Annotated in this window: 20 protein-coding genes; 9 read left to right on the top strand and 11 right to left on the bottom strand. The window is 51.5% G+C overall.

The features are described 5' to 3' along the window. Positions 1 to 15: 15 nt before the first annotated feature. The 5 genes from FCL47_RS07265 (at position 16) to FCL47_RS07245 (ending at position 3,949) form a co-directional block, all read left to right on the top strand. On the top strand, positions 16 to 789 hold the full coding sequence (locus tag FCL47_RS07265) for an electron transfer flavoprotein subunit beta/FixA family protein (RefSeq protein ID WP_136812822.1): 774 nt from the start codon (positions 16 to 18) through the stop codon (positions 787 to 789). A gap of 14 nt (positions 790 to 803) precedes the next feature. Then, positions 804 to 1,721: an electron transfer flavoprotein subunit alpha/FixB family protein gene (locus FCL47_RS07260; RefSeq protein ID WP_136812821.1), complete on the top strand. Its 918-nt coding sequence runs from the start codon at positions 804 to 806 to the stop codon at positions 1,719 to 1,721. A 17-nt stretch (positions 1,722 to 1,738) separates the two neighbouring features. Further along, on the top strand, positions 1,739 to 2,053 hold the full coding sequence (locus FCL47_RS07255; protein WP_136812820.1) for a hypothetical protein: 315 nt from the start codon (positions 1,739 to 1,741) through the stop codon (positions 2,051 to 2,053). A gap of 23 nt (positions 2,054 to 2,076) precedes the next feature. Then, on the top strand, positions 2,077 to 2,490 hold the full coding sequence (locus FCL47_RS07250) for a thioesterase family protein (protein WP_136812819.1): 414 nt from the start codon (positions 2,077 to 2,079) through the stop codon (positions 2,488 to 2,490). 214 nt (positions 2,491 to 2,704) lie between these two features. Beyond that, positions 2,705 to 3,949, top strand: a complete 1,245-nt coding sequence (locus FCL47_RS07245; protein ID WP_136812818.1) for an OmpP1/FadL family transporter — start codon at positions 2,705 to 2,707, stop codon at positions 3,947 to 3,949. A gap of 131 nt (positions 3,950 to 4,080) precedes the next feature. Here FCL47_RS07245 and FCL47_RS07240 read toward each other — a convergent pair whose 3' ends face one another. Continuing rightward, entirely contained in the window at positions 4,081 to 4,950 is an 870-nt protein-coding gene (locus tag FCL47_RS07240) for a radical SAM protein (RefSeq protein ID WP_136812817.1), read from the bottom strand. Positions 4,951 to 5,064: 114 nt separating this feature from the next. Between FCL47_RS07240 and FCL47_RS07235 the strand changes: the two genes are divergently transcribed. Then, complete coding sequence (locus FCL47_RS07235) at positions 5,065 to 7,089, top strand: NADPH-dependent 2,4-dienoyl-CoA reductase (RefSeq protein WP_136812816.1); 2,025 nt, start codon at positions 5,065 to 5,067, stop codon at positions 7,087 to 7,089. Here the strand turns inward: FCL47_RS07235 and thpR are convergent. Beyond that, positions 7,086 to 7,622, bottom strand: coding sequence for an RNA 2',3'-cyclic phosphodiesterase (gene thpR, locus FCL47_RS07230; RefSeq protein WP_136812815.1), 537 nt, complete (start codon positions 7,620 to 7,622; stop codon positions 7,086 to 7,088). The genes FCL47_RS07235 and thpR overlap by 4 nt on opposite strands. A 173-nt stretch (positions 7,623 to 7,795) precedes the next feature. On the opposite strand from thpR, the gene ovoA reads away from it, so the two are divergent. Then, positions 7,796 to 9,913: a 5-histidylcysteine sulfoxide synthase gene (gene ovoA / locus FCL47_RS07225; RefSeq protein WP_136812814.1), complete on the top strand. Its 2,118-nt coding sequence runs from the start codon at positions 7,796 to 7,798 to the stop codon at positions 9,911 to 9,913. 19 nt (positions 9,914 to 9,932) lie between these two features. After that, positions 9,933 to 10,727 (top strand): tRNA pseudouridine(38-40) synthase TruA, encoded by a 795-nt coding sequence (gene truA, locus FCL47_RS07220; protein ID WP_136812813.1) that lies wholly within the window; start codon positions 9,933 to 9,935, stop codon positions 10,725 to 10,727. On the opposite strand, the gene FCL47_RS07215 is transcribed toward truA, so the two are convergent. Further along, entirely contained in the window at positions 10,724 to 11,596 is an 873-nt protein-coding gene (locus tag FCL47_RS07215) for a DUF808 domain-containing protein (protein WP_136812812.1), read from the bottom strand. The two genes, truA and FCL47_RS07215, sit on opposite strands and share 4 nt — an antisense overlap. A 3-nt stretch (positions 11,597 to 11,599) precedes the next feature. Then, on the bottom strand, positions 11,600 to 12,349 hold the full coding sequence (locus tag FCL47_RS07210) for a ThiF family adenylyltransferase (RefSeq protein WP_136812811.1): 750 nt from the start codon (positions 12,347 to 12,349) through the stop codon (positions 11,600 to 11,602). Between the two features lie 223 nt (positions 12,350 to 12,572). Between FCL47_RS07210 and FCL47_RS07205 the strand changes: the two genes are divergently transcribed. Beyond that, entirely contained in the window at positions 12,573 to 12,974 is a 402-nt protein-coding gene (locus tag FCL47_RS07205; protein WP_136812810.1) for a YkgJ family cysteine cluster protein, read from the top strand. Positions 12,975 to 13,323: 349 nt separating this feature from the next. Here FCL47_RS07205 and FCL47_RS07200 read toward each other — a convergent pair whose 3' ends face one another. The 7 genes from FCL47_RS07200 to FCL47_RS07170 all read right to left on the bottom strand — a co-directional run bounded on the left by FCL47_RS07200 (position 13,324) and on the right by FCL47_RS07170 (position 20,531). Continuing rightward, positions 13,324 to 13,830 (bottom strand): YgjV family protein, encoded by a 507-nt coding sequence (locus FCL47_RS07200; RefSeq protein ID WP_136812809.1) that lies wholly within the window; start codon positions 13,828 to 13,830, stop codon positions 13,324 to 13,326. Between the two features lie 69 nt (positions 13,831 to 13,899). Beyond that, complete coding sequence (locus tag FCL47_RS07195; RefSeq protein WP_136812808.1) at positions 13,900 to 15,111, bottom strand: hypothetical protein; 1,212 nt, start codon at positions 15,109 to 15,111, stop codon at positions 13,900 to 13,902. Further along, complete coding sequence (locus FCL47_RS07190) at positions 15,108 to 16,850, bottom strand: histone deacetylase family protein (protein WP_136812807.1); 1,743 nt, start codon at positions 16,848 to 16,850, stop codon at positions 15,108 to 15,110. The genes FCL47_RS07195 and FCL47_RS07190 overlap by 4 nt, the downstream gene beginning before the upstream one ends. 1 nt (position 16,851) lies before the next feature. Continuing rightward, positions 16,852 to 17,319, bottom strand: coding sequence for a GNAT family N-acetyltransferase (locus FCL47_RS07185; protein ID WP_136812806.1), 468 nt, complete (start codon positions 17,317 to 17,319; stop codon positions 16,852 to 16,854). A 2-nt stretch (positions 17,320 to 17,321) separates the two neighbouring features. Continuing rightward, on the bottom strand, positions 17,322 to 18,314 hold the full coding sequence (locus FCL47_RS07180) for a D-alanine--D-alanine ligase (protein ID WP_136812805.1): 993 nt from the start codon (positions 18,312 to 18,314) through the stop codon (positions 17,322 to 17,324). Positions 18,315 to 18,318: 4 nt separating this feature from the next. Then, a complete protein-coding gene (locus tag FCL47_RS07175; protein WP_136812804.1) occupies positions 18,319 to 19,299 on the bottom strand; it encodes a D-alanine--D-alanine ligase in 981 nt (326 codons plus the stop codon). Beyond that, positions 19,290 to 20,531 carry a KamA family radical SAM protein gene (locus tag FCL47_RS07170; protein WP_136812803.1) on the bottom strand — a complete coding sequence of 414 codons (1,242 nt, stop codon included), beginning with the start codon at positions 20,529 to 20,531 and terminating at the stop codon, positions 19,290 to 19,292. The genes FCL47_RS07175 and FCL47_RS07170 overlap by 10 nt, the downstream gene beginning before the upstream one ends. Positions 20,532 to 20,983: the final 452 nt, after the last annotated feature.

Below are 20,983 nucleotides of genomic sequence, written 5' to 3'. Positions count from 1 at the left end.
AACTGGAGGAAAAATATGAAAATTCTGGTTTGCATAAAGCAGGTTCCTGATATGGAATCTAAATTTAAGGTCGATGCCGGTGGCACCTGGTATGCGAAAACTGATCTTGCCTGGCGCATGAATGAATATGATGAATATGCCGTCGAGCAGGCAGTGCAGCTGAAGGAACAGGTAAAAGACGCCGACCTTACCGTGCTCTGTATCGGCTCCGAAAAGGTCAAGGAAACCATGAAAAAGGCGTTGGCCATGGGGTGTGATAGGGGCGCCCATATTGCCGATGAAGAGGCGGATAAAAAAGAGCCGTTTCAGATTGCCGGTATCATAGCCGAATACGCCAAGGAAAAAAATTTTGATCTGATCTTTACCGGTATGCAGTCCCAGGATCGCGGCAGCGGTCAGGTGGGAATTCTGGTCGCCGAAATGCTCGGAATGCCTGGTATCACCACCGTTGTTCACTTCGCCTATAAAGACGGGGTCATAGAAGCAAAGCGCGAACTCGAGGGCGGCGTCAAGGCCTGTGTTAAAGTGGCCGCCCCGGCGGTTATTACCTGCCAGCTCGGCCTGAATACCCCGCGATATCCCACTTTACCAAATATCATGAAGGCCAAGAAAAAAGAGCTGCTGTCTGTTCCTGCCGCCGATTTGCTCAAGGTTGAATCCCGCCAGGATACCGCCAAAATGTACTTCCCGGAAAAGAAAGGTGGTGGACTGGTTCTTGAGGGAGATCCTGCAGCTCTGGTTGATCAGCTGATCAAGATTTTAAAAGAAAAAACTGCTGTTCTGGGATAGGAGAGGTGACGACGATGAAAGTTTTGCTTATTGCTGAAAGTAGAGAGGGAAAACTGCTGAACAGTTGTTATGAATTGATGGCGTTTGCCGAGAAGATGGCGGCCGAAACTGCCATGTTTCTTGTTGGCAGCGACAGTGCCTTGCCGCAATACGGGGGCAAGCTCTATCTTGCTGATGTTTCTGCCGCCGGGGAATATAATCCGGATGGACATAAACAGTTGATTCTTGATGTCGTTGCCAAAGAGCAACCGGATATGGTGGTGTTCTCTCATTCTTCCTATGGATGGGATCTTGCTCCGCGGGTCGCTTTTGCACTTCAGGCAGCACAGATTTCCGAGGTGGTCGATGTCGCGGGCAGCACGATGGTAGTGCCGGTCTGTAATGCCAAACTGCGGCGTGACGTTGCTCCGAAAACCGCCAAGACGGTCGTCACCCTGCAGGCTGGGGCCTTTGGTCTCGCCGAGGTGCCGAGTGCTGCGCCGGTAGTCGAAAAACTCACCAGTCAGAGTGGTGGCAAGATTGAGTTTACCGGCTATGAGCAGGCGGAGAGTGGTGGTGTTGACTTGGGCAAAGCCAAAATCATTGTCAGCGCCGGTCGGGGTATCGGCAAGCCTGAAAATGTGGCGATGATCGCTGATCTGGCCAAAGCCCTGGGCGGCGAGTATGGTGCCAGTCGGCCGGTGGTCGATTCCGAATGGGTTGAGCATAATCGGCAGGTTGGTACGACGGGCCAGACCGTGGCCCCGAAACTGTATGTTGCCTGCGGCATCTCGGGAGCGATTCAACATCTGGCCGGTATGAAGAAATCGGAATTCATCGTTGCGGTCAATACCGATAAGGATGCACCTATCGGCGATGTCGCCGATGTTCTGGTTGTCGCCGACTTGAAGCAGTTTGTCCCGGCCCTCACGGCAAAAATTCAGGCTCTTTAGGCAAGAGGAGAAAGGTAATGCTTGATGCACTTTTCACCAAACTGCCGAAGGTCTTTGTTGCTGGAACCTTTGCCGAGCCAACAAGCTTTTATTTCTCCATAAGGGATATAAAAAAGTCCGTTCTATGCAGCGCTGACAGCTGTACGGTCAGCGATGGCAGAACATTTGATAATGCCGATTGTGTCTGCAAAACCAGCCCGGAATTTTTCTTGAAAATCTGGCAGGAAAATTATCGTCCCGGCATGAAGGATTTCATGAAGGGAACTATTAAGTCAAATAATCCTGGCGCTCTACAGCTTTTTCTACGTTGTTTTGGCAAGGATGGTGGATGATTCTCAATCGGTGGTGAAATGCTATGGAATATCTGACGGAAATAAAAGTACGAGGCTATCATGCCGATTTCTACGGGCATGTTAATAATGCAAGGTATCTGGAGTTTTTTGAGGAAGATCGTTGGGCGACTCTGGAATCGAAAATTGACCTTAAAAAATGGGCAAAGCAGGGCATTATCTTTCTGGTGGTCAATATCAACGTCAATTATCGTCTGGCCGTGCCGGTTGGTGAGACGTTGGTCGCGACCACCACTATTGAAAAAATCGGCAATAGAAGTGTTGTCCTCAATCAGCAAATCCTGATTAAAGAATCAAAAAAAGTGGCCGCCGATGCCCTTATAACTTTTGTGATCGCCGACAAGACCGGCAGAGCCGTTGCCATGGAAGGCGAGATGCTGCAGGAAATTGAAAAACTACGATCATCAGGGACAGTATGATTTATGGTTGACATTCATTATGGTTATATATTACAAGCGATGATATAATTGAAAAAAGGCTTTTATTTACAGGTTTACTTGAACGTAAAGGGAAGTTTTGTTGGTGGGAGGGGAGGCCGTTTATCCTGCAGGAATTCTCGCGGATAGATGGAAAGGAGCGTCTGTTGCAGGGATTGACAGACTTGTGAAATTTCAAGACCGAGGGGAGAGAAGTATGAAAAAAAAGATTTCTGTATTGGCCCTGGTATCATTGTTTGCTGCGGGCTCGGCAATGGCTTCCGGTTGGCGTATTCCGGAGCAGTCTGTTGATTCAACGGCAAAAGCCGGGGCCAACATCGCTTCATCGACCAGGGCTGACACCGCCTATTACAACCCCGCCAATATGGCCTGGATGGCCGATACCTGGCATCTGGAGGCTGATGCGACCTGGATTCATCTTACTGAAATTGATTATGCAGATTCCCGTAGTCCAATTTACAACGGGAGTTCAGAAGCAGAGAATTTTTTTGTACCCACCGGTTTTGTCGTGACTCCCTCCTACGGTGGTGCCCGTTTTGGTCTTGCCATAACCGCACCGGCTGGTTTGTCTAAACAATGGAAAGATCCTTATCCGAGAACATTTGCCGAGGAATTCACACTCGAGGTGATTGAGGTGAACCCCACCGTTTCCTATAGTTTTGGCGATATGGTATCTATTGCAGCTGGTCCACGGATGCTTTACGCCAAGGCGACGGTAACTAGTAATGGAATGGTAACCTTGCCGTCTCCCCCATATCCTGCTGGTACTCGTGCTCCTTTGGGACGTGATATGGATGGCGATACAACAGAATGGGGTTGGAATGTTGCCCTTGCAGTGAAACCAGTTGAAAAATTGAATATTTCTGCGACCTATCGTTCCAAGGTTGATCTTGATTTTGAAGATGAAGCCACACTAATCCAGCCTGGCAGAGCAACAGGCACTTTCCCTGCTGAAGTCTCTGTTCCCGTTCCGGCAGTTTTCGCTTTGTCAGTTGCCTATGATGTGTTACCCAAACTCAATGTGGAGCTTACCTGGGACAGAACATTCTGGTCGACGTATGACAAGCTTGATTTTAATTTTACTCCACCCGCCGTTGCTGCATTTGAAGATCCTATACCTAAAGACTGGGATGACAGTAATGCCTTTCGTATCGGCTTGACCTATACTCTCACCGATTATCTGACCCTGATGGGCGGTTTTGCCTATGATCAAACTCCGGTTCCGACAGAAAATATCGGTTTTGAGCTGCCTGATTCCAATGCCTGGATCTATTCCCTTGGGGCGCAGTATGCGGTAACTGACAAGATGGATATCGGTATTGCCGCTCTCTATGATTACAAAGAGTCCCGTACGGCAAAGAGCGCTGATGGTAAAATCGACGGCGAATTCACCGACGCCGCGGCGTTTCTTATTACTGTCGGTTTGAATTACCGTTTTTAAAGGTCTTGATAGAAGGTGACATGAACCCCTTGTTGCACTTGTCAGCAAGGGGTTTCGTTTTTTCGTTAGAAAATAATCGGTCTAAAGTACTTGTCCTGGCCTTCATAGCGGTTACCGGGGTTGGAAGCCAATTATAAGCCGCGCAGATATTCCGGTTTCAAACTGACTTTGCCGTGCAGGGCCCGGTCAATAAGCTTGAGGGTGGCCGGTTTATCCTGCGGCAAATGGGCTTTAATAGGCAGATAGTTTGAGGCATGATTGGCATGAAAGTAGCCGTTTGACAGTTCGGTGTTGGCCAGCATGATGGCGAGTTCCTCAAGCATCTCGTGGGGTGATGGCAGGATGAATTCTCCCCTGTCGGCACCATCGAAGAGGGGGGTGCCGGGGGTGAGCATAAGGCTGAGAGCGCCGACATATTCCGGATCGATTGCACTGAGTACACGGCCGGTCTCTCGGGCATGGATATGGGAGCGCTCTTTTCCGGCAATGCCGAGCAGGACGGTGATCGACAGTTTGATCCCGGTGGCGCGTAGCTTTTTGCCCATGTCGATCATCCGGGCTGCATCGGCACCTTTGTTGATCGCATGCAGGGTGACGTCATCGCCTGATTCCAGACCCATATAGGCGATTTGCAGCCCGTTGTCAAAAAGCTCGCGGAGCTGTTCCGGGCTTTTGCGTCTGATGCTCTTCGTGTTGGCATAGGTGCCGATTCTGGTCACCCAGGGGAGTTTGGTGCGGATGGCGGACAGGATGTTTAACAGACGATCCTGCGAGATAATGAGAGCGTCTCCGTCACAGAGAAAAAGCCGGTTCTGGCGTCGGCAGTGGGCGGCGGCAAAATCGATATCCGCCATGATGGTCCGATCGTCTTTTATGGAAAACCGGCTTCCTTTATACATGCCGCAGAAGGTGCATTTGTTATGGGAACAGCCGGTCGTTATCTGCAATAGAATGGAGTTCGCCTCACTGGGTGGGCGAAAAATATTTCCCTGATAATGCATAGTATGATGAGAATGTTGGCAGAATAAAAAAGAGAGCCTGTTTTTTATGCAATAGACAGGCGATGCTAATAAAAGTTTATCAATCCAGAATACTCAATAACGGGTTCATTTGAAATGAAAGATTCACATTCGTTGTTTCCACATCTGCTTCAGCCCCTCGACCTGGGGTTTACGACCCTGAAAAATCGAGTTCTGATGGGATCCATGCACACTGGGCTTGAGGAAGAAAAAAACGGTTTCCACCGCATGGCCGCCTACTTTGCGGCCCGTGCTGCCGGAGGTGTCGGCTTGATGGTCACCGGAGGGGTGGCCCCGAACAGGGCCGGGTGGGTATCCCCCTTCTCCATTCGTCTGGCCAGTCGTTCTCAGGTGAACGATCATAAGATCGTAACCGATGCGGTCCATGGGGCAGATGGCAAGATCTGCATGCAGATATTACATACGGGACGATACGGGTATCATCCTCTATGCGTTGCCCCAACCTCCATCAAGGCACCGATCAACCGATTTAAGCCGCGGGAACTCAGCAGGCGGGGGATCCGTTCGACCATCAACGATTTCGTCAAATGTGCCGGTCTTGCCCAGGAAGCAGGTTATGACGGGGTAGAGATAATGGGTTCAGAGGGCTATCTCATTAACCAGTTTATTGCCCGGAAAACCAATCATCGGCAGGACGAATGGGGTGGTTCTTTTACCAATAGAATCAGATTTCCTCTGGCCATAGTAAGAGAAGTTCGCCAGGCAGTCGGGGCAAATTTTATTATCATCTTTCGGCTTTCCATGCTTGATCTGGTCAAGGGGGGCTCGACCTGGGATGAAATAGTCCAGCTTGCGCAGGAGATTGAACAGGCGGGAGCGACCATTATTAATACCGGTATCGGCTGGCACGAGGCGAGGGTGCCGACCATTGCCACCATGGTGCCGAGGGCTGGATTTGCCTGGGTGACCAAACGGTTGATGGGCGAGGTAGGCCTGCCGCTGATAACCACCAATCGAATAAATATGCCCCAGGTGGCCGAATCTGTTCTGGCCGAAGGATGTTGTGATATGGTCAGTATGGCCAGGCCATTTCTTGCCGATCCCGACTGGGTGAAGAAAGCAGAAGAAGGACGAGTCGAAGAAATCAATACCTGCATCGGCTGTAACCAGGCCTGCCTGGACCAGATCTTTGCCCGGCAGACGGCAACGTGTCTGGTAAATCCCAGAGCCTGCAATGAAACGATAAAACCATTTGTCAAAGCGGAACATAAAAAGAGGGTTGCCGTAGTCGGCGGTGGTCCGGCGGGGCTTGCCTGTGCCACAACGGCTGCTGCAAGAGGGCATGCAGTGACCCTTTTTGAAGCCAACGGGGAGATCGGCGGTCAGTTTCGGCTGGCGAGACAGATCCCCGGTAAAGATGAATTCGAAGAGACCCTCAGATATTACCAGAATCAACTGCAGCTGCATGGCGTTGATGTGCGGCTGAAAACGAAACCGCAACCGTCGGAATTGCGCGATTTTGATGAGATTGTGCTCAGTACCGGAGTGGTGCCGAGAAAAATTCAGATCGAAGGGAGTGACAGGGATAACGTTGCCATCTATAATGAGGTTCTTACCGGCAAGAAACAGATCGGGAAAAGAGTCGCCATCATCGGGGCCGGCGGCATCGGTTTCGACATGGCCACCTACCTGCTGCATGGCTCGTCCGGGCCTGACAGTGTTGAAAAATTTATGGCGGAGTGGGGCGTTGATATGGATTACGCCGCCGATGGCGGGCTGGGTGAAATGCAGATGGCGGTCCCGGCAAGACAGATATACCTTCTCCAGCGCAAGAAAACCAAGCCCGGCGAGGGCTTAGGCAAAACGACCGGGTGGATTCATCGGTCGATACTGAAGAAAAACAGCGTCAAAATGCTGAACGGGGTCGAATATCTCGCGATAAACGATACCGGCCTGCTCATCCGGCATAACGGGCAGGAGCAATTACTGGAGGTGGACAATGTGGTTGTCTGCGCCGGTCAGCTTTCAGAGCTGGGCTTAGCGGGTGAGCTTGATACGCTGGGTATCCCTTATCACCTGATCGGGGGTGCTTTAAAAGCGGGCGAACTGGACGCGAAGCGGGCTATTGCGCAAGGCACGGAAGTGGCAGACAAGATCTAGTCAAGCTGATAGGAGCTTTCGAGGGTATGCTGCGCGCCCTTTTGTGTCAGCTTGCTGCTGTAGAGGTGGAAGCTGTCGATGGCAAATTCCGAGCTCTGGAAAAAGGCATTCCCCGCGAGAAACTGGTGCAGGCGGGTGACGGAGCAGTGATTCAGCCTGGCCAGGGTTAAATGGGGAGTGAATTTTTTTCTATCCCTTGGGACTTCGATTGCGGCCAATGTTCTTTCGATAGCATTCCGCAGGGTAACCACCGGTTGTACCGGCTCTATTCCTGCCCAGAGGATACGCGGTATATCACGAGGTGCAAAGATGCCGACACCTTTCAAGGCCAGCACAAATCTCGGTCCACGGATATCTTGCAGTGCCTCCTGAATATCAAGGAATCGCGCGCCGTCGACTTCACCGATGAATTTTAAGGTGAGGTGGAGCTGGTCGGTCGGCACAGCTCTTGCGTTGGGGATTGATCTGCCCATGCCTTCCACCTCCCTTCTTACTGTCTCAGCGATGTCTATGGCGATGAATAAGCGAATCATTGATAGCCGGTGTCCCTTAAACGGTAAATTCATCCCGAAGCACACGAACGAAAAAACGGGAAGCATTGTTGGTAAAAAGATACTCTGCAAGGTACTAAAGTTTGAGGGATGCTTTATCTTCTCTCACTGGAAATGTAACTCTCGCAGAACAGTTTGCCAACGAGGAAGGAACTATGGAACTGAAAAAGAGTCGGACTATAATTCTCAATGAAGGCAGTGCAGAGGCAAAACGACAGGAGATACTGCAATATTTTTATACGACCTTTGATCTTGATGGGCAATTGTACGAGCATCTGGCCCGTGATGCGGCCTTTTACCTGCGGCCTGAGCCCCTCAGGCATCCGCTGATCTTTTATCTCGGCCATACCGCTGTTTTTTATCTCAATAAATTAAACACAGCCCGGCTTATCGAACGACGGATCAATCCTGTTTTTGAGTCGATGTTCGCAATCGGGGTGGATGAAATGTCTTGGGATGACCTGGATGCACGTAACTACGACTGGCCGACGGTTGATGAGGTTCGGGCCTATCGACAGGAAGTGCGGGACTATGTCGGTCAGGTGATCGCCGAGCTGCCTCTTGCCATGCCGATCACCTGGGACAGTCCATTCTGGGTGATCATGATGGGTATTGAGCACCAGCGGATTCATTTCGAGACCTCTTCGGTTATTATCCGCCGACTGCCGATAGGTGAGGTGCGCTCTCTGGATGGTTGGGACATCTGTCCGCTTCGCGGAGAAGCCCCGGAAAACATATTGCTTCCTGTGGCGGGTGGAAAGGTCGTCCTCGGCAAGACAAAAGATCACCCGCTGTATGGCTGGGATAATGAATTCGGCCATCATCAATTCAAGGTAAAGGATTTTAAAGCGGCAAAATATCTTGTTTCCAATGGCGAATTCCTCGAATTCGTTGAAGACAACGGTTACCGGAAGGAGCAATACTGGACGGAAGAGGGGCGGAAATGGGTTGCCTTCAGCAAGGCGCAGCATCCGTTATTCTGGTTGCAAGAGGCCGGCGGTTACCAACTCAGAACAGTTTCCGCTCATATCGATATGCCTTGGAACTGGCCGGTTGAGGTCAATTATCTGGAGGCGAAGGCGTTCTGCAACTGGCTGGCGGAGAAAAAAGCGGCGCCAATCCGACTGCCGACCGAAGATGAATGGTACCGGCTGCACGAACTGCATAGCATTCCGGATCAACCCTACTGGTCACAGGCACCTGGCAATATCAACCTGGAACACTGGGCCTCCTCCTGCCCGGTCGATCTCTTCCGGTTTGGCGAATTCTACGATATTATCGGCAATGTCTGGCAGTGGACGGAGACCCCTATCAACGGTTTTGAGGGCTTTGAGGTGCATCCCTGTTATGATGATTTTTCTACCCCCACCTTTGATACTCAGCATAATCTTTTCAAAGGCGGCTCGTGGATTTCCACCGGGAACGAGGCGACCCGTGATGCCCGCTATGCCTTTCGGCGCCATTTTTTTCAGCACGCCGGGTTTCGCTACGTTGAAGCCAGGCAACCGTTGGAGATTGCGCAGGCGATGTACGAGACCGATAGCGCGGTTTCGCAGTATTGCGAGGCGCATTATGGCCGGACATTTTTCAATGTGGACAATTTTGCTGCTGCATGCGCGGCTATCTGTCTTTCGCATATGCAGGGCAGACCGAAAAACAGAGCACTCGACCTGGGATGTTCGGTAGGGCGTGCCAGCTTTGAACTGGCCAGGGAATTTGGAATGGTCCATGGCCTTGATTTTTCCGCCAGATTCATCCGGATTGCCTATCAGATGCAGGGAAAAGGAGTTCTGCGCTACGAGCTGCCCGAAGAAGGTGACATTGTTTCCTACCATGAGAGAAAGCTTGCCGATCTCGGTCTTGCGGAAAACGCCGGCCGGGTGGAATTTTACCAGGCCGATGCGCAGAATCTGAAGTCGCAGTTTACCGGATACGATTTGATACTCGCCGCAAATCTGCTCGACCGCCTGTCGAACCCGGCCAGATTCCTCTCCACTATCCATGAACGTCTGGCCGATGGCGGTATTCTGATACTCACCTCCCCGTATACCTGGCTGGAAGAATTCACCCGCCGGGAAAACTGGATCGGAGGATACAGAAAGGACGGCGAACCCTATACAACGCTGGATGGTTTGCGCGATTATCTGCAACCGCATTTTACGATGGTCGCGGATCCGCAAGACGTAGAATTCGTCATCCGGGAGACGAGTCGAAAATTTCAACATTCCATCAGCCAGGTGACCGTCTGGCAAAAAATCACCCCAAACAAGTAGGCAGGAGAAAAACCATATTATGACCTGGAAATCGGCACCACGCCGCTATAAGCTCATCCTCGAATACGATGGAACCAATTTCAGCGGCTGGCAGAAACAAAATGAGGCCCGGACCATCCAGGGGGATCTGTTAAAGGGTGCCGAGCGGGTTTTTGGTCCGGTTGCCATGGATGTGCAGGGCTGTGGCCGCACGGACAGCGGCGTCCATGCCCTGGCCTATGTCGCCCACCTTGAGGTGGCAAGTGAGCTGGAACCGGAGACGGTGCTGGTGATGCTCAACGATACTCTGCCCAAAGATATAGCGGTACTTTCGGTGGAATCGGTTGATCCGCGCTTTCATGCCAGGCATGCCTGTGTCGCCAGAAGTTATATTTATCAGCTGAAAAGGCGCAAGTCGGCCTTTGCCAAACGCTATAACTGGTGGATACGGGAAGAGCTTGATGCCACTGCCATGCAGGATGCTGCCGGGATAATGGTCGGGATGCACGATTTTGCTTCTTTTGCCGAAAAACAGGAACTGAAAAAATCGACCAAAGTCCTTGTCCATGCGGTGCAGCTGGCTGCATCAGAGGATGGGCTGATGCTGAGAGTCGTCGGCTCGCATTTTCTTTGGCACATGGTGCGCCGCATGGTCGGGGTGCTGGTTGAAGTCGGTTGCCACAGACTGACCGGTGATGACATCCGCCGCGTATTGCACAGTTCGGCAGCGTTGCCGTTTAATCATACCGCACCGGCGGCGGGTCTGTTTTTTGAGAGGGCTTTTTACGATAAAGAGGAGTTGGCTGATTTTCTCGGCAACGAGTTGCGATCCTAGGAGGTAATTTTTTTTGCCACCAGGTGGACACCCAGCAGGACTCCCCCGACAGCCAGGCCAATTGCCAGATTGACGAGCAGCGACGGAAAATTGCCAACAGTGTGATGTATGACCTGTAGGTTGTGGGTGAAGATGCCGCCTCCGACCAGGAGCATGGCTATCGTGCCGATGACACCAAGCGCCCGGATGATTTTAGGCAGCGCGGCAACCAGCAGCGACCCTGTCGACTGGAACAGTTTTGCCGGCCAACCGCGCATCTTTCCGCCACGGGTAATGAGATAAAATCCGGCATCGTCCATCCGAACCAGAATGGCCACCACCCCGTAAACACCAATTGTGGCGAGTACCGCAATCAGGCTGACCACTATTATCTGCAGGACCAGTTGTTGTTCCATCACTGTGCCAAGGGCAATCATGACAATTTCGATTGAGAGGATAAAGTCGGTAAGGACCGCTGATTTTATCTTGGTTTTTTCAATCCTGAGCAGCTCGGCTTTATCGCTGATTTTTTCTGCCGCCGGTGCCTGTGTTGTGCTATGGGTGAAGGCGTGATAGATTTTTTCAACGCCTTCATAACTCAAATATGCCCCACCCAGCAGCAGGATCGGCACGATGAGCCATGATGCATAGGCGCTCAGCAGAAATGCTATCGGCAGAATGATCAACTTGTTGATAAACGAGCCTTTGGTGATCGCCCAGAGCACCGGCAGTTCCCGGGAGGCGAGGAAGCCCGTGGCCTTTTCCGCATTGACTGCCAGGTCATCGCCCAATATTCCTGCCGTCTTTTTGGCAGCCAGTTTGCTCATTACGGCTGCATCGTCGAGGAGTGCTGCTATATCATCGAGTATGGCAAAAAATCCACCAGTCATAGCCTATTCCTTTTCCTGGGAAAGTCGCATAATAGCCTGGTTGGCGATGGTCAGGCCAAAAATTCCGGTAATGGTCGGCAGACTGCCCAGCACGTTTCGTTGCCTGCCTCTTTCGGTGGCGGGCGCATCGTCCGGAGGAACTTGCTCTCCTGCTGCCAGAAAATCAAAATCAATTTTTTCAATCGAATAAACGCAGGAAATACCCTCGCCGACGCCTCTTCTCCTGAGTCGCTTGCGCAGATGCCTGGCCAGGGGGCAGCCGGAAGTGGCAAAGATATCGCCGGACCGAATAAGCGTCGGGTCGGTGTGCAGGGCAGCCCCCATCGAACTGATGACCGGAATCTTCCGTCGATACGCTTCTTGTAAAAGTTGGGTTTTGGGATTGAGTGAGTCGATGGCGTCGATCAGCAGGTCCGGCTCAGGATCCAGGATCCGGTCAAGGGTCTCGTCGGTGGCAAACAGCTGTAAGGCCTCGACTCGACAGTCGGAGTTGATGGCCAGCACCCGCTCCCTGGCAACCTCGGCTTTAGGTCTGCCAAGAGTCGTTTCCAGAGCGAAAATCTGCCGGTTCAAATTACTCGGTTCAATAATGTCGTGGTCAACCAGTCGCAGGTGGCTGATTCCGGCCCGCACCAGTCCTTCCACCACATAACCTCCCACTGCCCCAAGGCCTACTACGGTTACCATTTTTGTCTGCAGGCGGTGGAATCGTTCTTCGCCGAGCAATCGTACTGTTCTGGTAAATCGGTCCATGTCAACTCTGATAATCTTGTATAAACCTGGAATCGTTGATGGCTAAAGGAAAAAAATAGTGGTTCTTTTCCTTCACACTCAATACCTGATGGTACATGAAGACGCAATACTATTGCATTGTGTTGTCTCCAGGTTTGTTTTTTTTGAAGGGGGAAAAAGTTCGCACTCCGATTGGACTTATGGTAAATATCGGCCATTTTTTTTCAAGCCGGAGTGCTTTCTCATGATTCAGTTGCCCGCGATGCAGGCAGATGTCGACAATACCGCTACCTGGGCTAAATATAGCAAAAGCCTGTGTGAGCATTGCGCTGCTTCCTGTTGCAGTCTGCCGGTGGAGGTGAAGCCGTCGGATCTAATCCGCATGGAATTGATGGACGAATTCGAGCTGCAGGCTGAACTCAAGCAGGTTGCCAGAAGGTTGATGAAACAACATATGATCGACCATTTTCATTCGAAAAGCGAGACGTTTACCCTGGCCAGGATGGCCAATGGCGATTGCATCTTTTTAGAACGCCGGACCAGGCGCTGTACGATTTATACCCAGCGGCCGGAGACGTGCCGGAATCATCCGCTGGTGGGACCTCGTTCGGGGTATTGTGCTTTTAAGCGGAAGGTGTTGGGTTAGGTTTGGTGAGCGGCGGGACAATCGGGATATTTTAAATGCACAAGATCAGTAAATAGTACGCCGTTAACCCCGCCCAAAAGCATTGCGGGACTCTTTTTAGTACTCGCTTGTCGGGTATAAGTTCCTTCACGAAAAAATGATCTCGTAAAAAGCACGAGACGATAGGGCCGCAAGCCACTAACCCCGCCTAAAAGCATTGCGGGGTAAGTTCCTTCACGAAAAAGTTCTCTTGTAAACAGGACAAGGTAATTATTTCTAGGTCTCTAACCCCGCCTAAAAGCATTGCGGGGTAAGTTCCTTCACGAAAAAATCATCTTGTAAAAAACACAAGATGATTTTTTCTAAGTCACTAAAGTACCTGACCTTTCGGACGGATATAAAACCGGAAATAGCCGACCAGGTTGCTGCTGATAAAAATGGCTTCCATCAACACTGCCCCCGGGGATCCCGCAAGAAAATTATGCACGATCCACAGACATGTCCCGATCAACATTAACTGCCTGAGTAATTTGTCTTCTTTACAGAAGGAGGCAACGGTCCCAAAAAGGCCGCCGGAACAGCCGAGAATGGATAGGAATCCTTCGTAGGTGGCGATTGAAATAACAATTGTGGCAATAATAAAAAAAGCCATCAGTTTTTTTGAAGTGGAAAACATACTGGTGGTGAAGCGCAGTGCGGCAACCAAACCGAGACCGGCTGCAGTCCAATGGCCGAGCAGCATGAAATGGGCGGAGATCAAGGTGCAGGAGACAAGCAGACATGCCACGATCTTTTTTCGTTCCTTGAATTGAAAGGAGATCGTATCAGTGCAGATGGCAATCCCGATAAGGATCTGGGAGAGAAGGAAATCGGACATCGGTTGTTGATCCTGGATGGAAGGTTGGCAAGTGGACGGGTACTCATTAACCTCGTTAGTATACAAGGTTCACTTGTGTTCGTCCATGGGCATCGGTAAAAGCGAGTCTTCAGCAACATTGTATCGCCTGTATGCCGAATCGTCCGGAAAAATATCGATATCGCTCAAGCAGTACAGGCATTGGCAGCTCTTTGAAATATTGAGTATAAAATCTGCCAGTTCGGGATGGAGTGCGGCGGGCAGCGTCTGCTCAGGCCCGGCAAACAGCAATATCGGTTCGGTTTGGCAGACCATCCGGCTGTAGGCAATGGCCAGCGCGGCTTTTGCCTGCATCTGGTGAAGTGATAATAGAGATGGGTCTGTTTCTTCAACCGACAGGTGGACCGGTTTTTCATCTCTTTTCAAGAGAATTCCATCCGGAGTGGATTCGACTCGGAGCATCATGCCGGAAAACTCTAAGGCCTTCAGTTGCTCGTTGAGCGTGTTGAGAAATGTTCGGGAGTCGGCTTCAGATTGTTCACCTCCTGCGGTTATTCTCTGAGAAATTAACGGCAGCAGATCAGAGAGATCCAGCAATTCAGGGTCAGTGCCAAGGATAACAAAAAGAGGCAGTCGGCTGCGGACAATATTGCGGGCGTTCTGAAAATGTGTTGCCCGCATTACGGCGGTAATAATTTTTTCAATGAGTTGGCTCGAGCTCTGTTGCAGTTCAGGCTGTAGCTTGTGCAGCCATTGCAGCAGGCTTTCCTGCACTTGATCTATTATCCGATCTGCCGGTTTCAGGCGGTCCAGCTCCCCTGGCGGGGGCGTGCTATCTGGACGAATCCGGCCGGCCTCAGAGAGTAGTATTCCGATATCGTTGGAGAGCTCACTCCACCTGGTTGACGAGGCGAGTTCAACGAAATTGATCCACCGCGAGTAATCAAACCGTCTGCCCACTTCGATGCGATCCGTTTCATAGAACCATTCCCCAAGAGGGGAGAGATCCCGCACCAGCTCGGGCGTGGCACTGAAGACGGCGAGGGCAATCGTCTTTTTGGCTGGATTTATTCGTCTGGTATGGCCATTTTGGTCAATATGGGTCGGCAAACCGCGAAAAGGCTGGCGGCTTCGAATGACATAGGTCGGGTTGATGGACTGCAGAATTTGCAGAAAACTCCTGCCATTCCCGGGGCCCTGTTCACCTGGAAATTGAAACAGATTGAGATGAGGACCCACCTCAAACCACTGACTTTCCCTCAGTTTCCCTGTGCCTCGTATTCGTGCCTTAATGAGCTTCATTCACTGCTGTGCATGCCTGTCCATAAACCCAGGAAAAAATTGCGGGCGTTGGCGCCGAGTGAGCGGGAGCGATAGCCGCCTTCCTGTACGACCACCGTTGGCAGCTGCAGAGCGCCAATCATCTGACCGTTCAGCTTCAGATCAGCCGCCGACAAGGACCAGGTTCCGGTCGGGTCTTTACGTACTGTATCTAAGCCAAGGGCTAATACCAGAAACTGCGGCTTGAATTTTGCTATCCGTTTCAGGGCCCGCTCCAAAACATGGCGGTAGCCTTCTCCATCGAGGGCCTCCGGCATGGGATAGTTCCGATTAAAGCCAATTCCTTTGCCTTCACCCGTCTCGTCGGAAAAACCGCTGAAGTAAGGATAGGCAAAACTCGGATGGCCATGGATGGAAACGGTCAGCACATCGTCGCGCTGGTAAAAGATATCCTGGGTCCCGTTGCCATGGTGGTAATCCACATCAAGGACTGCTACCCGACCATAGACCGTGAGGTATTGGGCTGCGATGGCGCTGGAGTTCAAATAACAGAAACCGCCGAAGACTTTGCTCTCGGCGTGGTGGCCGGGCGGTCGGACCAGAGCGTAGCTGATGCGGTATCCTGTTAATATCTTGTGTGCCGCACTCAAAGCACAATTAACGGCGCCTTTTGCGGCCGGGTAGGCATTTCGGTTAAGGGGTGTAAAGGTGTCGATGCAGTAGTAACCAGCGCGGACCGGCATTTCTTTCGGCGGTTTGGCAGCATTTCTGATGGGGAATACGTAAGGATAGACCGATTTGCCATGTTCCAGGGTCTGGCACATCCGTTTGAGGTACTCGACAAAATCTCCTTTATGCACTGCCTTGATATGTTTTTCCGGAAACTCGCGGGCGGGGAAGGGATCGAACAGGCCGGTCGGCATGATGCCTTTCTGGATGGATGAAATTCGCACCGGAGCCTCGACATAGCCGCGCTCGTGGATGTGATGGATGTCGTGCCCCTCATTGACTATAAGCGCAATGCGTTTGTCGATGGAAACGGCTTCGGGAAATTCAAGCTTTTCGACTGCTTTTATATAGCGGGGAGCCCTGAATTTGACCGGATCGTCACGAAAGGAGTCGAGTACCCTGGCGTTATATTCTTCCGAACAGAGCTTGCCGTATTTTCTGGTGAGTATCGCGTGCACGACTTTTTTTGCATATGCGCAGTCCAGGGTCCGGGTATTGCCCAGGCCGTCAAAAAGAAGATATGGCGGGCATTCGTCCCCCTCTTTCAGGGGCGTTTCGTAGGCTGTATTGCTGATAACCTGCACGCCAAAACGCTCATAAAAACGCAGGCGGGCTTTATTTTGCTTCAGGATGGCTTTGTCGCTGCACAATGCCGGATCATCCGGCAGACATTCAAGAAAAATGCCGACGCTCTGGAGTCGCCTGGCTTCATCCTGCACCCTGGTATACAGAGCTCCGCCGATACCGCCCGAGGTTATCAAATCGACGGAGATAAAATCCAGATAGCAGAAGTGCAAATCCGGAGCATGATTGACAATGGCAAAACCTTTAATCCGGCCGCGATGATCGTTGGCGACAAAAAGGATGGTCTGCAACCGGTATTTGAGCGGGTCGGCGAGTTTCTGCAACAGGCTTGAGCCCGCTTCTGCCGGTAAATCGGCAAACTGCAGACGGAGGATCCGCTGCACCTCGGTGATCGCATCCTGGTCGATGGCCAGGGCGTTGTCATATATCCGTCTGATTCTAAACATGTCAGTAGATTTTCCTGTAGATCATTCTGTCATCACCATCCCGATAAAAATCCTTCAGGTGGCTGACCAGCTGGTAGTTATTTTTTTCATAAAACAATCTTGCCGGCAGGTAGCCTTCCGTTGATGAAGTCTCAACATAGATATGGCCGGAGCCGGATTTCTTCAGCCGGTTTTCCATTTCTGTAAGCAGCACAGTGCCGGTTCCGTGTCGACCATTGTCCGGGTCGACGGCTATCCAGTAGATGTCAAAACGATTGACGGTCAGCGGGATCGGTCCAAAACTGATAAATCCAAGGAGACGTCGGTCATTATCAAACGCGGCCAGGGCCTGGTAATCCTCCGCCGGGTTGAACGTCTCGTCAATCACTTCAGTGGCTATATCGATCTCGCACTGGAGAAAATTTTTTTGCTTTACTATAATTTGTATAAGCTGCTCCCGGTCTTCGGGAATGATGGCGCGGATAAACATCGTTATGTACTCCTGGTACTGACAAAGGAAACGATTTTCTCGACCATAGCCGTGTAATCAAGCCCGCTCTGCTGCACCGCGGCCGGGAATCCGGCGTCCGGGCTGAGACAGGGGTTGGCATTTATTTCCAGGATATACGCCTTGTTGTTTGCATCAAGGCGAAGATCGACCCGGCCGTAATCGCGCAGACCAAAGAGCTGGTAGCATTGTGTGGCAACCGATGCCATATCTTCTGCCATGTCAGCAGGCAGAGCCGGGAATGTCCGCTGTGTTTGCCGGTATTCGATTGATTCGGGTTCCCATTTTGCGCGATAGCCGACAATTTTGAACAGGTCGTCGGGGAACCCGGTAAAATCGATCTCGGCAGCAGGCATGACCTCGGGGTGGGCAGCGCCCATCAGGGAGATATTGAATTCCCGTCCATCAATATACTCTTCCACCACAATCGGCCCGTATAACCCATAAAATTTTCGCAACGCTGCCGGCACCCGACCGGGATCGGTTATCACCGATTCCTGATCGATGCCGATGCTTGCGTCCTGAAACTGCGGCTTGAGAATCACCGGGAATCGCATATGAGCATAATGAGCCGGCTCCTCCCCCGAATAGAGACAAGACCTCGGAGTGTTCAGGCCGGCAGCCTGCAAAACCAGTTTGACCAGATGCTTATCCGTCGTTATCATCAAGGCCGCAGCCGGGGAGCCGGTAAAGGGAATATTCATCAGCTCCAGAACGGCCGCCGGGTGGGCGGCAAATTGTGGATTATCATCCACCGATTCGCAGAGGTTGAACGCCATAGAAATCCCGGCTTCTTCAATCTGCCGGACGAGGCGGCCGAGATCCCTGGTAAAGGGGATGCGGACGGCGGTGTGCCCAAGATCAACAAGGGCTGTCTCAATCGCTTCAACCTGGGCTATAACATCGGCTGACGATTCCCAGTTGGCCTGACCCTCGGGGATCGGCTGATTATGGATCAGCCCTATGGCTTTTTTCACTTTTTTACTTTAGCCCCAGTCGTTTTATGGCGGCATTAAGAATGCTGCTGATCAACTGTTGATAGTTGACGCCGTGTTTCCCGGCGAGGATGCTGAGATCGGAAATTTCCGGGTGCAGTCCCGCCAGGGAGTTAATCTCGATAAAATTTGGCAGACCGTTACCATCAGAGCGCAGATCAACCCGCCCCGCATCGTTACAGCCAAGTGCCCGGTAACAGGCCAGGGCCACCTCTGCCGCTTTTTGCGCCTCGGCATCGTCTACCGCATGATACTCTACCAGGTTCTCAAAATTTGCCTTGTTATGATAAGAGTATACATCCGGTTCGGAATCTGCAAGCAGAACTACTTCCAGCACGCCAAGAGACCGGGCGTCGCTGCTGTTGCCGACAATGCCCACGGTAAATTCCCTGCCCGGCAGAAATGTTTCCACCAGAACCGGCTGTTTAAATGTTGCCAGCAGGTTTTCGCAGGTGGTCTGCAGCATCCTGCTGTCAGTAATCTTTGAAGCGGCGGTCACCCCTTTGCCTGTTCCTTCGGCAACCGGTTTGGCAAAAAGCGGATACGGCAGGTCAATTCCGGCGATTTCCTCCCGGCAATTGACCACCGCAAAGGCCGGCGTAGGCAGCCCGCTGTCCCGCACCACGTGCTTGGATATGCCCTTGTGCAGGGTTACCGCCTGCACCAGGGGACCGGAGAAGACGTAAGGGATCTGATAGGCGTCGAGCAGGGCCGGGACCTGTGCTTCCCGGCCGAAACCATGCAGCCCTTCGGCGATATTAAAGACCAGATCCCAGCTTTCATTGCTGGCAAGGCGCTTGACGAGGCTCGTTATATTGCCGATTCGCACCGTTTCATGGCCGGCTGTTCGGATGGCATTCTCAATTGCCTCTATGGTGCCGATCTTATCGAATTCAGCGGTCTCTTCTTCACTCATGCCTGCGGCAAGATAATCGTCGCGCAGATCATAGGTCATGCCTATTCGCATCGGGATCCCTCACACTCTTGCTGTCCTGCCTTGCACGCCGGCATATCTGGATAACGATACACGTTGCCTTCATAATTTCGAATCAGCAGATCGTCGCCGTCGCGTCCAACCACCGTCTCCGGGATAAGCGGAATCTTTCCTCCGCCTCCGGGGGCATCGATGACATACGTTGGAACGGCGTAGCCGGTGGTGTGGCCCCGCAATCCTTGATATATCTCGAGACCTTTAGAAACCGGGGTCCTGAAGTGTGAGGAGCCCATAATCGGATCGCATTGATAAAGGTAATATGGCTTGACCCGTATCTTCATCAGTCCGTGCATCAGGCCGCGCATCGTGGCAACAGAGTCATTGATACCGGCCAGCAGAACAGTCTGACTGCCAAGCGGAATCCCGGCATCGGCCAGCATGGTACAGGCCCTGCGTGATTCTGTCGTCAATTCATCGGGATGCATGCAGTGGATGCTCATCCACAGGGGGTGGTGTTTTTTCAACATATCCACCAGCTCGGCGGTAATCCGCTGGGGCAGGACCATCGGTGCTTTGGTGCCGATACGGATGACTTCGACGTGTTCGATCTGGCGCAGTTTGCTTAAAATCCAGTCGAGCTGCTCGTCGGCAAGGGTCAGAGGGTCGCCGCCGGAGATGAGGACGTCCCGGATCTCCGGGTGACGGGCTATATAATTTATGGCTGTCTGCCATTGTTTTACCCCGCCTTTTTTGCGTCTGCCGACCATGCGCGAACGGGTGCAGTAGCGGCAGTAGCTTGAGCAGTAGTCGGTGACCAGAAACAGAACCCGGTCCGGGTAGCGGTGGACGATCCCTTTTACCGGACTATGACCGTCTTCGCCGAGGGGATCCCGAGCTTCTCCGGGTGACACCAGAAGTTCACTTGCGACCGGCACCATTCCTCGTCTGATTGCCTGCTCTGGGGTGTCAGGGTCGATGAGGCTGGCATAGTAGGGTGTAATAGCCAGCGGCAGGGTCACATCTTGAAACTGGAATCCTTTACGTTCATTATCAGACAGCTTGAACATTGTTTCCAGTTGTTTGAGAGTGGTTATGCGGTGGCGGAGCTGCCAGTGCCAGTCGTTCCAGTTTTCTTCTGTTGCGTGAGGGAACCAGCGTTGGCGAAAGGAGTGAGCTTGTTGTCCTGCAGAGGGGAGGGGGGTTGATTTTTGTCTACCGTCTGGAGGCTCGTCTTGCTCCTCAACCAGAATCTTTTGTACTTTCATTGTTTTTACCTCGTTTTAAAAAAATTAAAGGAATGAGTTCCGACTTGACTAGATGTCTGCGTCATGAAATTTCAGTAATGGTTCTTTTATTTCAGGTCGTGGAATATTTTGTCTTAAAAAGACAATAAATGGATTTGAAAAACGTTTTCTTCAGGTGAGAACTCCTGCGTCATTGAACGTGTCTTTCGGTGACTGCATATCGGTGAATTTATTTTTGCGTACATACATTATTTGCGAAGCTTGAGCAATGCTTTTTTTTTCGTCGCCGGGCCAAAAATAAAATTAAAATTACAGTGCGATGCAAAACGTAAAAAAAATCTGTCCAGACAATAAGTTATGTTAAAGTTGCTGGAGGTCAAACCTGAGCTATATTGTTGGTCTCCCGGACATAATGTCAATGGCTCTTATCCGTTTATTGTGCAACAAATTTAAAGAGAAGTGCAATTCATTTT

The organism is Desulfopila sp. IMCC35006, assembly GCF_005116645.1.
Classification (GTDB): Bacteria; Desulfobacterota; Desulfobulbia; order Desulfobulbales; family Desulfocapsaceae; genus Desulforhopalus_A.
The sequence above is the reverse complement of the archived record's forward strand: the minus strand, read 5'-3'. Positions and strand labels throughout refer to the sequence as shown.

Bases quoted from the DNA above. Each gene is read 5' to 3' on its own strand.
- FCL47_RS07265 (WP_136812822.1), top strand. From the start codon at position 16: ATGAAAATTCTGGTTTGCATAAAGCAGGTTCCTGATATGGAATCTAAA.
- FCL47_RS07260 (WP_136812821.1), top strand. From the start codon at position 804: ATGAAAGTTTTGCTTATTGCTGAAAGTAGAGAGGGAAAACTGCTGAAC.
- FCL47_RS07255 (WP_136812820.1), top strand. From the start codon at position 1,739: ATGCTTGATGCACTTTTCACCAAACTGCCGAAGGTCTTTGTTGCTGGA.
- FCL47_RS07250 (WP_136812819.1), top strand. From the start codon at position 2,077: ATGGAATATCTGACGGAAATAAAAGTACGAGGCTATCATGCCGATTTC.
- FCL47_RS07245 (WP_136812818.1), top strand. From the start codon at position 2,705: ATGAAAAAAAAGATTTCTGTATTGGCCCTGGTATCATTGTTTGCTGCG.
- FCL47_RS07240 (WP_136812817.1), bottom strand. From the start codon at position 4,950: ATGCATTATCAGGGAAATATTTTTCGCCCACCCAGTGAGGCGAACTCC.
- FCL47_RS07235 (WP_136812816.1), top strand. From the start codon at position 5,065: ATGAAAGATTCACATTCGTTGTTTCCACATCTGCTTCAGCCCCTCGAC.
- thpR (WP_136812815.1), bottom strand. From the start codon at position 7,622: ATGATTCGCTTATTCATCGCCATAGACATCGCTGAGACAGTAAGAAGG.
- ovoA (WP_136812814.1), top strand. From the start codon at position 7,796: ATGGAACTGAAAAAGAGTCGGACTATAATTCTCAATGAAGGCAGTGCA.
- truA (WP_136812813.1), top strand. From the start codon at position 9,933: ATGACCTGGAAATCGGCACCACGCCGCTATAAGCTCATCCTCGAATAC.
- FCL47_RS07215 (WP_136812812.1), bottom strand. From the start codon at position 11,596: ATGACTGGTGGATTTTTTGCCATACTCGATGATATAGCAGCACTCCTC.
- FCL47_RS07210 (WP_136812811.1), bottom strand. From the start codon at position 12,349: ATGGACCGATTTACCAGAACAGTACGATTGCTCGGCGAAGAACGATTC.
- FCL47_RS07205 (WP_136812810.1), top strand. From the start codon at position 12,573: ATGATTCAGTTGCCCGCGATGCAGGCAGATGTCGACAATACCGCTACC.
- FCL47_RS07200 (WP_136812809.1), bottom strand. From the start codon at position 13,830: ATGTCCGATTTCCTTCTCTCCCAGATCCTTATCGGGATTGCCATCTGC.
- FCL47_RS07195 (WP_136812808.1), bottom strand. From the start codon at position 15,111: ATGAAGCTCATTAAGGCACGAATACGAGGCACAGGGAAACTGAGGGAA.
- FCL47_RS07190 (WP_136812807.1), bottom strand. From the start codon at position 16,850: ATGTTTAGAATCAGACGGATATATGACAACGCCCTGGCCATCGACCAG.
- FCL47_RS07185 (WP_136812806.1), bottom strand. From the start codon at position 17,319: ATGTTTATCCGCGCCATCATTCCCGAAGACCGGGAGCAGCTTATACAA.
- FCL47_RS07175 (WP_136812804.1), bottom strand. From the start codon at position 19,299: ATGCGAATAGGCATGACCTATGATCTGCGCGACGATTATCTTGCCGCA.
- FCL47_RS07170 (WP_136812803.1), bottom strand. From the start codon at position 20,531: ATGAAAGTACAAAAGATTCTGGTTGAGGAGCAAGACGAGCCTCCAGAC.